The following is a 13,891-nucleotide window of genomic DNA, read 5'->3' on the forward strand; positions in this document are numbered from 1 at the left end:
ACTCCGAATACCGATATGCAGAATTTCGATAAATGGAACGAATCAATCTCAACAATGTGGCAGCGTTTGTCGTCGTGGCGCGGGAGCGCAGCTTTACTCGGGCGGCCGCCCAGCTCGGTTTATCCCAATCTTCCTTGAGCCATACAATTAGCGCGCTGGAAGCGAAGCTAGGGATGCGCTTGCTGACCCGGACGACACGCGGCGTGTCGCCCACCGAGGCCGGGGAGCGCCTGCTGGCTACGGTCGGCCCCTACTGCGAAGGCATCGAGGCAGAACTTGCGTCGCTCAGCGAGGAGCGCGACAAGCCAGCCGGCACGATCAGGATCAGTTCGCACGACCACGCGGTCCGAACGATTCTCTGGCCGAAGCTGTCCAGGCTTCTCCCTAAATACCCTGACCTGAAAGTCGAGTTTTCGATCCACTACGGCCTGATTGACATCGTCGCCGAACGATTCGATGCAGGTGTGCGCGTGGGCGACCAGGTGGCCAAGGACATGATTGCGATGCGTATTAGCCCGGATTTCAATATGACCGTGGTCGGCTCACCTTCGTATTTCTCGGCGCGCAAAGTGCCGGTAGTCCCGCAAGACCTAACGGAACATAGTTGCATCAACTTGCGGCTACCGACGCACGGTGGATTGTATGCATGGGAGTTCGAGAAAGAAGGCCAGGAGCTGAGCGTACACGTGCAAGGCCAGGTTATCCTGAACACGTCGCCGGAAATAGTGACAGCTGCGCTGGAAGGCTATGGCTTGGCCTATATACCTCAGGACGTGGCCGACCGGCACATCGCAGCCGGCCACCTGGTGCAGGTGCTCGAGGATTGGCGTCCGACCTATCCCGGCTACCATTTGTACTATCCCAGCCGGCGCAATGCGTCGCCCGCATTTTTGCTTGTGCTAGGGGCGCTGCGCTTGAGACCTTGATGAGGTGAAATGGAGAACATCGGGTTCTGGGTTGGAAGCAGACTTTCGCACGACGCACGTACGCAGCAAGCTGAAGCAAACTTTATTGTTGCGAGCTCCCGATCGAGACGGGCTCGTCGAGCGTCTGTGACAATCATTCGCTGCGCGAAAAAATGTGACAAAAGCGGTCTATCTCATAGAGGAACTTGTGACAAAATATATTATTTGTCTACACTTTTTTGCTCGCTGCAACGCACAGCCGAGGATAGCTGCTCTGCGTATGCTACTTGTGCTTGAATTAGCAACGGTTGCAAGTGCCCGCGGACGCACCTCGGGGTAACTTGTACAGTAAGAGCCGGGAAAAGCACATTGCCGAAGAAGCAGCGCTGTGCTACGCGAGTGCAAAAGACTAGCCTGTCATGGAGCGCTAATAAAGTTCGCCACAAAATACTAAGGTCCGCCACACACTTAAAAGTCTGCTTTAACAACCGAGTGCGGCCGGCGCCTTCACAGCGCGGCTTGCCGGGGGAGCAACAAAACCGTACACTGAACCATTCCGAGCTGCAGCTTTTGGTCTATAGCCGCTATTCGCTTGCAAACCGAAGAGGGATAACTGGTGATGAATTCATTATTTTGGCCGCAATCGTACTCGTTTCGGAGGCGGTGTTTGGAGCAGAGCCGCCTCAAAACAGAAGGTACTTAAATCCTTCAGAATTTTCTGAGAATAGACAGAAATGCAACTTGATTACCGCGGCGATTTCAATTGTTCCACTTTGGCGAGACAACCAAGTGCCACTTCAGCGCGCGCATCGTAACATTGAGGAAATTCTAGCAAAGATTAAGGTAGAGGAGGCTGATAAACAGCCATGGCATAAATCTGTGGATAGCCTATATGCGTCCAAAGTCTCATCTAGAGAAATGGAAGCAGAGCTGCGCCCGATGTGTGAAAAGATTCCATAGGACTGCTGCACACGGTCACAAGCAGCAAATGATGGTCATAGAATATTGATTATAGTTATGAGCGAATTTCTCTCCAAATTCTATAAATACAGATCCATGAGTGGTGGTGCCGAAAAATGGGTAGAACGTACGGTGTTGTATGACGAAATTTACTTTGCATCTGCTTCAAGTTTTAATGACCCGTTTGATCTTAGGCCGTCATTCTCGCTAGCGGCAACTCCGGTGAAACAGCGCGAGGATTTTTTGCGAATGTCAAGAAAGTTTGAGCCTGAGTTGACTGAGGAAGAAAGGCAATCCGAAGCTGACAAGATTATGGCGACGTCCATGAGTATTGGGGAGATCAGCAATACTACCGCTACGATTCAGACTATACACAATCATCACGTCACGACAAATGTCGGAGTCCTTTGTGTTTCAACCAAGAGTGACGACATCCTGATGTGGTCGCACTACGGCGATTCACACCGCGGAATATGCTTAGAGTTCGATGGCACGGCGTCTTTCATGAGCCATGCTCAAAAAATTCAATATTCTGATGAGCGAGTGGCAATCAATCCTTATAGCGATGATCATGACGTGATGATGGAAAAATCCTTATTGGTAAAATCTAATCACTGGGCATATGAATCCGAATGGCGTTTACTTCGTTATAACGGAGGACCTGGAGTGGTTCGGTTCCGTCCTGCAAATCTCACCGGAATAATCTTAGGGGCGCTCTCATCAAGGACGACAATCGATTTGGTCACTTCGTGGGTTCAAGAAAGAAGTGTGCCCATTAATGTTTATCGCGCATCAGTTAGTTCAACCAAATTCGAATTGATTATCGCGTAAATCAGTATCAGTGGGGCACAAGTTCTTCCGGCAGTGCTTCATCGCAGGCCGGTGTCACGTGCTGGCAGAGATATCGCACGCTGGTCTGACTGTACCGGACCAGGACGTGCCCATTAATGTGGGTACCTAAGAGCCGCGCGCCGACGCGTTGAAATGACACATCCGCATTCCCGATGCCGCAGCCGAAATCGAACGCTTCAGTCAGTGATTCTGCGAGCTCAGATGCGCGCTGAACTGCCTCGCATTGAGGATGATGATAGCTTGACGCCAGACGGGCGCTGTATGCCACGGCGCGCGGCCGTGTCGTGTCTAGCCACGCTTGGCCGTTGCTTCCGTGTGTCCGTGCCCCGTGATGCGAGCCAAGAAGCAGTGACGTGTCGGTTAGACCAATCTGTTGTCCCGCAGCGTTATCCATGGCGCGCTGCTCGGTACTTCCTTCGGCGTCTCCCGTGACGATGACGGAGGAGGTACCCCATCGCACACGCATCACGATACTGTCGGCATTCTTGCTTCCACCGAAATCGCCAGTGGCCGGATCCATTGTGGAGTTGGCGGTCAGCAGGTCAACCTGAGCCGGGCTGCACGCGAAGCGATCGTCGTTGCCCACCACCTCGGAGGCGTTAAAGGTCTGGGTGGCGGTCTTCACCTTCTCTGCCCATGTGCGAAACGCTGAAGGATAGTGTTCCAGCGTCCGCCCGATCAACAACGCAGCGACAGGTTCCGCAGCCACCTCGTCGTCGGCTAAAAGGGACATATGGTCCTTGTCCGGGTGCGACACCACTACGGTCGTCGATGACTGCGATATCTTCGAGTTGAGCCAATCGCGCACTGCACTCAAGGGTGTGCCACCAGCCGCGCTACTGCCGCAATCGATCAGAAGCGCGCTATGCTGGTCCGGACACGCGATGTACGTGCAGCTTCCTTGGCCGACGTCAAGCAGCCACACGTCCAGGGTTCCGGTTGCACCTACGTCCCAAATGTGTGACAGATGGACTCCGGCTTTTGCAGCTTTGGTATTAAGCGAAGGCTGCTGGCCTGCGCACCCCGCCAGCAGCGTGGCGGCGACGATGGCAAACACATGGCGGGAGTTGGACATTAGCGTGCCTCGGATGAGCTGCGGTTCAGGTATTTTGCCTCGCCGGGAAGCGTTAAATTGTCACCGATTGTCACGGCGAAACAGCTTCGCGTCCGCGCTGTGGAATGGATATCGGTGCAGCATTGGCTGGCGCATCGGGCGGGTATGCTGTTTTTTCGATGGTGTCACGGGTACGTGGTTATTCGAAGAACGTCATCTGAGCTGACTGGCGATCCAGGGCTTCAGCGCACGCTTCGTTCAGCCAGACTACTTCGGTGCGAAAGCGGCCGCCATCGGCGACATGCCTGCGCTCATGCCGTACCCATCCCGGAACAGCTCACCGTCGTATAGCTCGCTTGGATAACCGCTCAGTACAACCATGCCGCGGCATTGGTGCAAGACCGTTGCCATGGCCCGGTGATCGTCGTCTGTCATCTCATGACGATAGCCATGTGTGCCTCGAGTGCGGCCGGTCATTCCTGATCTCGTACTGTGACAGTAAGGCGGGTCAGCGTAAATGAGTGTTTTCGGAGAATCCATGCGTGCGATCACTTCGATAGCATCTCTGGGCGGATTCAATCGGTGGGTGCTGCTGCGTGACTAGTTGCTCGTTGCACCGGAGGTGCTGGAACACATACACTGGCCGTGGGCCTTCTCCCGACTCCTCGCATCCACTGAAAATCGTTTATATCGTATCCCAGCCCATACCACATTATGTGATATGAGGTTCAACCTCGGCGCGATAAATCTCCAGCGCGGTACGCCCGCCCGGACGGTACCCGAGAACATCCTCCAGCTGCTCGGTGAAGCCGCCTACCGCGACTATTACATATTTGAGGGTTGTACCATTGACCACGACCTGGCGTGCTGGTAAATCCTCAACAATGGCAGCCATATCTGGATGGCGTTGTTTGAAGTATTCTGAAAACGGGATGCGTATGGCCGCCCGCGACGCGCGCCACTCTTCACTGGCGATGTCATCTGCCTCCCAGCTGGCGGGCTCCATTTGGGCAGCTAGAATGGCGTGCGGCAGGTACCGCTTAGTTCGGGGGGAATGCGGCTGATAGCGTACGGTGACGTCAATTACCCCAAACGGTGGCGCGACTACGACGGCATGTGGCGCGGTAGCTGCGCGCTGGTCCAGCGCCCAAAAATAGGACTTGGGAATACGTGCGGTGGCGGGATACGTGATGGTCAACGTGGATTTCGCCACGTAGTTCCAAATACCCATCTTGTCGAGCATCCGGCCAAGCATCCCCGACGCATGGACACACGCTCCTTCCCTACCGTCCGCCTCAACAGCACGTCGTACAGCTTCGGCGGCGCGCGCAATGTTTCGAGTAGCCTCCTCCAAGTACGCATCGCTGTAGCCACGGGCTTCGACGTACCTGGCGTAATCTGCCATGATTGTCGGATTGTGCTGCTCAGCCCTCAGAAACGCTTCAGAATCGCAGAATCCTGGAGTGTCGCAATGAATGTCCAGCGCTGCAAATTTCGATTGCAGCTTTTGCGCCTTGCTTTCGTTACTCAGATCCCACGTCAAGCGGGTGCCTTGTGGTGCGAAGAATGTTTGGTCTGTGGACATAGAATTGCTAGTCCCAGCTGTCATCGCGCCCCCATGACCGGTGGCTTGCGCGATACGTTGTTCCCTACTGCCACGCAGTTTTGCTTGTCCCATCAGTGAATCCTTTAACGGCTGCCGGCCGTAAGCGGGGTGCTGGATGGCACTTAATTGGTCTGCTGACTTTGGTGCGCGAAACTCCAATGATGCATTGCGCGGGACTACTTCGCACCCAGCTTAGTAAGCGACCTTCACACAGGGGCTAATGTCGGCACGAGTAAGCCGGCGATCGTAGACCTTGGTGGTGGCAATATTCGCGTGCCCTAGCCAGGCCTGCACCTGGGCGATATCGGCGCCGTTCTCGAGGGCGTTTGTGGCTGCTGTGGCCCGCAATGCATGCGGCCCGACTCGTTCTGCCCCAATGTTCAACGCGTAAAGGTGGCGGCGAAGTGCTCGGTACACACCATCCGGCGTAATGCCCTGGGTGCTCCCACGGGTGTTGTTACTGGTGGGCCGAAACAGCGCTCCCTGGCGGTCGCCGCCATGGCCGGCCATGCGCAGGTAAGCGGCGATCGCGGCCCCCGCCTCCGGGTGCAGCGGCACGTAGCGCAGCTTGTCGCCTTTGCCCTGCACCTGCAGGTGCTCGACGCCGCGGCGTCGCTGCAGGTCGGCAACGCGCAGCGAGCACAATTCGGCGCGGCGCAGCCCGTGATAGAGGAGGGTGGCCAGGAGTGCGCGATCGCGCAGACCGGCCAGTGTCGTGGGATCTCCAGCCTCTAGCAGCGCGCGCGCCTGGTCGTCGCCAAGCGCGGGTGTTACTCCTTCGGTCGTCACCGCCCGCGGGCGCCGCACGCCGTCGACGGGGTTGCCGACAACCGCCTGTGCTTCACACAGGGAGTCGAATAGCGACGATAGGGCGGCGAGTTTGCGACGGATGGTGGATCCGGCCAGGGCCCTGCGTTCGAGGTCGCGTCGCCACGCCAGCACATGGCCACGCGTCACTTCACGCAGTTGCGCCGGCGCGGCGATGCCCGTGAACGCCATGAATTCGCGGAGATCAGCCTCGTACGCGCGACGGGTCTGCGGGTTGTCGAGGTTAGCGAACCAGGCGATCGCCGGCGGCACGTCGGCCAGTTGGTGAAACTGTAAAGTCGTGAGAGCGGTGCCGGATGTCGTTATGGATTCATTCATAGGAACTTGTAATGGGCGCGGAGGGCAGGATGCAAGCAGTGTACGCGCCACCTCGAACATTATCCGTACCGTATATTTTCATGAGGTCGAGCGTCAGGTAAGTCTCGGCTCGGGTCGCCGTGATCCAGCTTGCCGTGCCCAACTCGACCGTGCTGATAACTTCCACCGGTCTATGCAGCCGCGTCCATGAAGAGCCTCGTCCCTCGAAGTGCTTTTTAAGTCGATCAGTTAGGTTTCTCGACTGGCCGACGTAGAACTTATCGCCTTCAAGGCGCAGCACGTACAAGAAGATATGCTTCCGTTGCCGTTTGCCCATGTCGCGTTCTCCGGTCGAGCTGGAGACTTTACTCTTGATAACATGTTTTATCAAGAGTATCAAAAGGGCGCTCCCACCACGGTATAGGCCAGCGACGACTAGTATCCAGCGTACCTAGCGCTGCGTCGCCAGCCCTGCTTGACAGGGGGCGGCGGCGAGCTATTGCTGCGCCGGTAGCGTGGAAGGGGTATCACCGGCGGTGCGCCCGCAACGAGCGCTTATAAGCCGGCGACTCGGACAGGTGGGGAGGTGTCGAGAAAGATCGGTTGCTCCGTCGGGACTAGGTTGGTGAAGTCTTTGATGATCACATAGGGCCGAAGAATGTCGAGATACTTGGCGTCGTTACGCTGGTATGCCTCGAACGCTGCTCCCGCGCACATATCTGCAAAATCGAGGCCACGTTGCATCGCGGCGACGCGATCGACACGTTTGAGCTCCAGGTTGCGCTGCTGCTGTATGAGCAGGCGATATGTCAGAATATGATCCAGCGCCCGTTGCCCCTCGTTGAGTTCATCAGGACAAAACGTAAAGGTGTCCATCGCTGGCAAATGCTCGGCCAGTGTCTCTGCGACCATCATGGCATACACCAGGTGTGCCCGGCCTTTGTACTTCGCTTCCAGCGAGGCGATGTCAGCCTCCGTCGCGTTGGGATGCGCGGCTCTGACATCGAGCCCGCGCAAGAAGTCAGGCGCATGCTCCTTGTGATAGACAGCCAGCATGACCTTTATCTGATCATTGCCGACCAACTCCGCGGCAGCCAGCTGGCAGAATGCCTCGCGCGCGCCTGGACTGATGGTCGCCCACTTCTTCTCGTGTTTCGAGGTCCACCCCTGGGCTTTGTGGAGTGTCTCGACCACCTTGCCCACGCGGCGGTACGCGTTATTCAGCCCCACGGCGATAGCGATGACAAAGTATCGTGCGGACCCGCCATCACCATAGGGCGCATCCAGCTTCCAGCCCAAGTCTCCACTTTCGTCAAGGTAAGCCATTGCTGAAGAAGCCATGTGTCATCCGGGCAAAAAAAATGACCTTCAGTGTTGAAGGTCATTTTAGGTGTAAGGGGTTATGCCAAAAAGCCCGCGCGTTTAGACCGCGCTTAGGACAGCCAAGCTCTCGCTCGTCCCTCCGGTTACTTCAATGGACTTACTCAACCTGGGAACATCATATCACAGAACGAAGGAAGATGAAACAGCCTGAAATCGCGGGTGGACGGATGTTGCTGAGGAACAGTGCTTGAGAGGAATGCTGTATATATTGACAGTTGCCGCTGGGCATGCTACCCTCACTGCGCCTTTCAGGACACGCAGCAAACGAGGCGCAGTGAGGGTAGCATGCCCAGGTCTTGCCCGATTTTTGCGCAGTTTTGTACGCTTCATCACACCGTTCCTGTGTTTCATTCTCGTACTCCTACATGAGCTGGTAATAGCTCTCATTATACAGGAATTTCCCTTTAAAATCAGCGACTTATGGCGATAAGATTGCGCTTCTGCAGGTGATTTAGTAGGGTGCCTTCAATGTGTCTGTGTCCGACCCACGCATGGATTTTGCTCGGAGTACCATTTGGTGCGCATGATTGATTATGGATCATAAACGCACCACAATACTGGCCGCACGGAAACATCTTCTTCTTGGGTTTCCTGCGTTGATCACTTATACTGTATAAAAACACAGTATAAGTTGACAACAATCATGTGCGCAGCCTCGGTCCCGTCATTGCAAGCATTTCATGCCAGCGGCATTGCTCCTGCGGCCCTGCCGAATGTCTGGCGCGCCAGCGAATTAGCGCGGGCGCGCCTGCCCAGCGTGCCTACTGGGCACGCTGATCTCGACACGGAACTGCCGGACGGTGGCTGGCCTCGCTCGGTGCTGAACGAACTCCTGCTGCAGCAGCCCGGGATCGGCGAGCTACAGTTGCTCAAGCCTGTCCTGGCAGCGCTGTCACAACACCGACGCATCGCTCTGGTCCAGCCACCGTACGTTCCGCATGCGCGGGCCGCGCTGGCTTGGGGCATCGATCCGTCGCGCCTGATCTGGATTGAGCCCGAGTGTACGGCGGATGCGCTCTGGTCGGCCGAGCAGCTGCTGCGAGCAGGAGGGTGTGGTGCGGTACTGCTATGGCAACGGGAGGTTCGAAGTGAGCACCTGCGCCGGCTGCACTTGGCTGCGCAAGGGGCGGAAACGTGGTTCTGGCTACTCCGGCCATTGGCCAGCGCGATAGAGCCATCACCGGCACCACTGCGCCTGGCACTGCGCCCGGCGTACGGTGGCACCCTTGTCGAGATCATTAAGCGACGCGGCCCGCTCGCAGACGAGCCGATTTTTATCCCGCTGCCCGACATGCCGAGCCGCCGCCATCCTGTCGAGACCGATCATGCACCTGCTGTTCAGCCTATATTTGCCCCTGCTGCCGTTGCAGGCGTTGCGCCCGTCCTGGTCTGAACCGGGTCCGCACGTGGTGCTCGATCGGGAGCGCGTGTTGGTTGCCTCGGCCGACGCGCTTGCGATGGGGGTACAGCCAGCCATGCGCGCGGGCGGCGTAGCAGCGCTGGCCCCAGATGCCCTGCTGCTGGATCGCGACGAGCAACGGGAGAAGGCGGCTCTCGACGCGGCCGTGTTGGCCTTATATCGGTTTACGCCGGATATAGCACTGGAGCCAGATTTTGGTCTGCTGCTGGACGTGGGCCCGAGCCTAAACCTGTTTAATGGGGTACGCCCGTTATCGCTTCTCGTGCGCGAGGCGCTTGGCCGGCTGGGCCTGACCATGCAGCTGGGCGTTGCTCCCACGGCCGCCGGTGCTTGGCTGCTGGCGCGGCGCAGTCGCTCCAAGCATGCCATCCATTACGCACGCGTGCTGCAGCAGCGCACGTTGCACCGCGAGCTCGATCGCGTGCCATGTGCCCTGCTGCCGGCGGCCCAGCCACACAGCGAATGGCTAACGGGCGTGGGCGCCCGGGACTTGGGCGCACTGCGACGCCTGCCGCGCGCGGGCCTGATCCGCCGTACCAGTACGCAGCTGGCCGACGCTCTCGATCGCGCTTATGGCACGACACCAGAGCTGCACCGCTGGCTCAGCGTACCGGAGACGTTCAGTGCCGCGATCGAGACCTACGAGCGTGTCGAGCACGCCGAGGCCCTGCTCGATGGGGCGTCGCGCCTGGTGCTCCAGCTAACCGGGTGGTTGACCGTCCGCCAGCTGGCCGTGTTGACGTTCACACTGCAGCTGGTGCACGAGCGCGGCCGCGCGGCGATCGCGCCGACACCGTTGGTGATTCTGCTGGCCGAACCGGCTTGGCAGGAGGATCATCTGCTGCGTTTGTTGAAAGAGCGCTTAGCCAAGGTCGAGCTAAGGGCCCCAGTGATTGGGCTGCGGCTCGACGCCACGCAGCTGCAGCCAATGGCGCCACCCAACCTGACCTTGTTTCCCGAGCCAGGTGGCAGCCAAGCCGACATGCTGCGGCTGATGGAACTGCTGACGGCGCGGCTGGGACCGGAGCGCGTGCTCGCTCCCGCGCCCGAGGCCGATTACCGTCCGGAAATCTGCAACCGCTGGACGCCGGCGACGTTGAAGCCCCCCTCGTTCCCGGCCGACGGCGACACGCCTGCGCGGCCGTTCTGGCTGTTCAAGCGGCCGATTAAGTTGTTGATGCGAGACCAGCGCCCGTTCTATGGTAGTCCGCTGACGCTTATCCGCGGGCCCGAGCGGCTGGAGGGCGGCTGGTGGGACGACAGCACCGCAGCGAGGGACTATTACATCGCTCAGGGAAGCGACGCCAGCTGCTTCTGGATTTACCAAGAGCGCACGGGCGAGCTGCAGTGGTACCTGCACGGATTGTTCGCATGAACCCTGGCACGCGCCCGAGCCTGCCCGACTATGCGGAGTTACAGTGCCTGTCGCATTTTACGTTCCTGCGCGGCGCATCCGCACCGGAGGAGCTGGTCGAACGCGCCGTGGCACTGGGCTATCGCGCGCTGGCGATCGCCGACGAATGCACGCTTGCCGGCGTGGTCAAAGCCCATATCGCCGCGAAGGAGGCTGGCCTGCATCTGCTGATTGGAAGCCAGATGACGGTGACGCCGGAGGATGGCAGCCCGCCGTTCAATCTGCTCGTGCTGGCGATGAACCGCGACGGCTACGGCAATCTGAGTGAGCTGGTTACACTGGCTCGCAGGCGCGCCGACAAGGGTGAATATCTGGTTCGACCGGACGATATCGCCGCACCGCCGGCAGACCTCGCTGCGCTGCGCGGGCTGCCCGGTTGCCAACTAATCCTGCTGCCACACTATGGCGCACCGATCGAGGAGCTGGCCCGACCTGCCGCCTGGCTGTTGCACCAGGCGCCGGGGCGTGCCCGCATCGCGCTGACCCTGCACTTCCGATCGCAGGATGATGTGCACCGGGCCCACGTCGACGCGATCGCAACACAGTACGGCCTGCCAGTGGTGGCCACCGGCGACGTGGTAATGCATCTGCGCTCCTGCAAACCGCTGCAAGACACCATGACAGCGATCCGTCACGGTATTCCGGTTGCGCGGTGCGGCTGGAAACTGGCACCGAACGCCGAGCAGCATTTGCGTTCCCGGGTGCGTCTCGGCAACCTGTACTCACGTGCGGCGCTGGCCGAGACACTGCGTGTCGCTCAGCAGTGCACGTTCTCGCTCGATGAACTGCGTTATGAATATCCGCACGAGCTGGTACCGGAGGGGGAGACCGCCACGACCTACTTGCGGCGGGAGGCCTATCTGGGGGCGTACTGGCGGTACCCACAGGGCGTGCCGGCCAGCGTGCAGGACCTGCTGGAACGCGAGCTCGCGCTCATCGCCGAGATGGCGTACGAATCGTATTTCCTGACCGTCTACGACATCGTGCGGTTCGCCAGGGCGAACAAAATCCTGTGCCAGGGCCGCGGCTCGGCGGCCAATAGCGCGGTGTGTTTCTGCCTCGGCGTCACCGAAGTTGACCCTGCCCGCGGTACCCTGCTGTTCGAGCGATTTATTTCGAAAGAGCGCAACGAGCCGCCCGATATTGACATCGACTTCGAACACCAGCGGCGCGAGGAAGTGATCCAGTACATCTATCGCAAATACGGGCGCCAGCGCGCGGCACTGACGGCGGTGGTGATCAGCTACCGCGCCAAAAGCGTGCTGCGCGACGTTGGTACCGCGCTGGGCGTCGACCTGTCGATCGTCGACGCGGTGGCGAAGGCCGGCAGTAGCTGGGCACCGCGCGCCGAGTTACGCGCGCGCATGATCAGCTGCGGCCTAGCGCCGGACTCGCCGATCGCTGACAAGTGGGCGATGTTGGCCGAACGTATGATGAGCTTCCCGCGGCATATGTCCCAGCACCCGGGCGGTTTCGTCATTTCGCATTCAAAGCTCTCGCGGCTCGTACCGGTCGAAAACGCCTCGATGGCCGATCGAACAATTGTCCAGTGGGACAAGGACGATCTGGACGCCGTGGGGCTGCTGAAGATCGACATTCTGGCGCTCGGTATGCTGTCGGCGATCCGGCGCACGCTGGCCCTGGTCGCCGAGCGCCGCGGCCGGCCGTTTGAACTGGCCGACGTGCCCCACGAGGATCCGGCTACCTACGAGATGATCTGCCAGGCCGATACGGTCGGCGTTTTCCAGATCGAGAGCCGTGCGCAGATGTCGATGCTGCCCCGGCTGCGGCCACGGACGTTCTACGATCTGGTGATCGAGGTGGCAATCATCCGCCCGGGCCCGATCCAGGGGGGCATGATTCACCCCTACCTGCGCCGGCGCGAGGGTACCGATCCCGTCATTTATCCGAGCACGGCTATGGAAAGCGTGTTGAGCCGGACGCTGGGCATTCCGATTTTCCAGGAGCAGGTCATGCAGATCGCAATGGTGGCCGCTGGCTTTTCGGCAGGCCAGGCCGACGCGTTGCGCCGCGCGATGGCAGCATGGAAACGCAAAGGGGGGCTGGAACAATTCGAAGAGCAGCTCAAGGCCGGCATGGCGGCACGCGGTTATGACGAGGAGTTTGCCACCTCGATCGTCGGACAGATTCGTGGATTCGCCGAGTATGGATTTCCCGAATCGCATGCAGCCAGCTTCGCCCTGCTGGCATATGCATCGAGCTGGTTGAAGTGCCACGAGCCGGCGGCATTCCTGGCGGCGCTCCTAAACAGTCAGCCAATGGGGTTCTACAGCGCGTCGCAGCTGGTGCAGGACAGCCGGCGCCATGGCGTTGTCGTGCTGCCGGTCGACGTTGCTGTCAGCAGCTGGGAGGCGACCCTGGAGCCGCCGCGGGACGCTAGTCCGGTCGTCCGTCTCGGGCTGAACCAAGTCCGCGGCCTCGAGCGGGAGGCTGCATGGCGTATCGAGGAAGCGCGTTCAGTTCAGTCATTCAGCGACATGCACGACCTGGCCCTGCGCGCGAACCTGGCGCAACGCGAACTCACGTTGCTGGCCAGCGCCGATGCACTGGCATCATTAACTGGCAATCGGCGTGAGGCGCTATGGAGCGCTGCTGGCGGTGCACCAGGCAAAGGGATTTTACGGTCCGCCGCGATCGAAGAACAGCAGTTGCAGTTGCCGGCACCGAGCGAAGCCGAGGGGGTTCTCGCCGACTACCGTCATATAGGTCTGACGCTGGGTGCGCATCCGTTGACGTTTCTTCGCGATCGGCTGCATCGCCAGCGTTTCATCACGGCCGAAAATTTGCGGCATTTTGAAGACGGGCAACTGGCCCGCGGGTGCGGCATCGTTACGGTGCGTCAGCGACCGGAAACCGCCAAGGGGGTCGTGTTCCTCACGTTGGAGGATGAGACCGGCAACGTCAACGTGATTGTCTGGTCCGGACTAGTGGAGCAACAGCGGCGCGAGGTGATGAGCGCCGCGCTGCTCGGGGTGTATGGCCAGTGGCAGTGTCAGAACAACGTTCGCCACTTGGTCGCCAAGCGTCTCGTCGATTTGTCCCACCTGTTGGGAGAGTTGGAAACGAAGAGCCGGGATTTCCACTGAACGCGGCATATACGATGCCTCGATTGTTCCCGAAATTGTTCGAAGGACGGGCACCAAGTAACATG

General features: G+C 59.3%; 11 protein-coding genes. 6 read left to right on the top strand and 5 right to left on the bottom strand.

All coding sequences use genetic code 11. The features are described from left to right. Positions 1-32 precede the first annotated feature (32 nt). The 3 genes from ACY65G_RS28130 to ACY65G_RS28140 all read left to right on the top strand — a co-directional run bounded on the left by ACY65G_RS28130 (position 33) and on the right by ACY65G_RS28140 (position 2,696). Positions 33-926 carry a LysR family transcriptional regulator gene (locus ACY65G_RS28130; RefSeq protein WP_465000584.1) on the top strand — a complete coding sequence of 298 codons (894 nt, stop codon included), beginning with the start codon at positions 33-35 and terminating at the stop codon, positions 924-926. A 498-nt stretch (positions 927-1,424) separates the two neighbouring features. Next, complete coding sequence (locus ACY65G_RS28135) at positions 1,425-1,865, top strand: hypothetical protein (RefSeq protein WP_465000585.1); 441 nt, start codon at positions 1,425-1,427, stop codon at positions 1,863-1,865. Positions 1,866-1,922: 57 nt separating this feature from the next. Beyond that, the gene (locus ACY65G_RS28140) at positions 1,923-2,696 is read left to right on the top strand and encodes a DUF2971 domain-containing protein (RefSeq protein ID WP_465000586.1); all 774 of its coding nucleotides are present in this window, start codon (positions 1,923-1,925) and stop codon (positions 2,694-2,696) included. A 7-nt stretch (positions 2,697-2,703) separates the two neighbouring features. Here ACY65G_RS28140 and ACY65G_RS28145 read toward each other — a convergent pair whose 3' ends face one another. The 5 genes from ACY65G_RS28145 to ACY65G_RS28165 all read right to left on the bottom strand — a co-directional run bounded on the left by ACY65G_RS28145 (position 2,704) and on the right by ACY65G_RS28165 (position 7,843). Then, positions 2,704-3,792, bottom strand: a complete 1,089-nt coding sequence (locus tag ACY65G_RS28145) for a ComEC/Rec2 family competence protein (protein WP_465000587.1) — start codon at positions 3,790-3,792, stop codon at positions 2,704-2,706. Between the two features lie 691 nt (positions 3,793-4,483). Beyond that, the gene (locus ACY65G_RS28150; protein WP_465000588.1) at positions 4,484-5,449 is read right to left on the bottom strand and encodes a hypothetical protein; all 966 of its coding nucleotides are present in this window, start codon (positions 5,447-5,449) and stop codon (positions 4,484-4,486) included. 120 nt (positions 5,450-5,569) lie between these two features. After that, a complete protein-coding gene (locus ACY65G_RS28155; RefSeq protein WP_465000589.1) occupies positions 5,570-6,523 on the bottom strand; it encodes a tyrosine-type recombinase/integrase in 954 nt (317 codons plus the stop codon). After that, on the bottom strand, positions 6,516-6,839 hold the full coding sequence (locus ACY65G_RS28160) for a GIY-YIG nuclease family protein (RefSeq protein WP_465000590.1): 324 nt from the start codon (positions 6,837-6,839) through the stop codon (positions 6,516-6,518). The genes ACY65G_RS28155 and ACY65G_RS28160 overlap by 8 nt, the downstream gene beginning before the upstream one ends. Positions 6,840-7,057: 218 nt before the next feature. After that, positions 7,058-7,843: a DUF3800 domain-containing protein gene (locus ACY65G_RS28165; protein WP_465000591.1), complete on the bottom strand. Its 786-nt coding sequence runs from the start codon at positions 7,841-7,843 to the stop codon at positions 7,058-7,060. 673 nt (positions 7,844-8,516) lie between these two features. Here ACY65G_RS28165 and imuA point away from each other — a divergent pair. Genes imuA through ACY65G_RS28180 form a run of 3 tightly spaced genes read left to right on the top strand, consistent with a single transcriptional unit; the run spans position 8,517 to position 13,826 of the window. Beyond that, positions 8,517-9,278 carry a translesion DNA synthesis-associated protein ImuA gene (gene imuA / locus ACY65G_RS28170; RefSeq protein WP_465000592.1) on the top strand — a complete coding sequence of 254 codons (762 nt, stop codon included), beginning with the start codon at positions 8,517-8,519 and terminating at the stop codon, positions 9,276-9,278. Continuing rightward, a complete protein-coding gene (locus ACY65G_RS28175) occupies positions 9,211-10,680 on the top strand; it encodes a Y-family DNA polymerase (protein WP_465000593.1) in 1,470 nt (489 codons plus the stop codon). Before imuA ends, ACY65G_RS28175 begins: the two co-directional genes overlap by 68 nt. Next, positions 10,677-13,826, top strand: coding sequence for an error-prone DNA polymerase (locus ACY65G_RS28180; RefSeq protein WP_465000594.1), 3,150 nt, complete (start codon positions 10,677-10,679; stop codon positions 13,824-13,826). Before ACY65G_RS28175 ends, ACY65G_RS28180 begins: the two co-directional genes overlap by 4 nt. The last annotated feature ends 65 nt before the right edge of the window (positions 13,827-13,891 follow it).

It is taken from the genome of Pseudoduganella sp. jia 12, assembly GCF_055502675.1.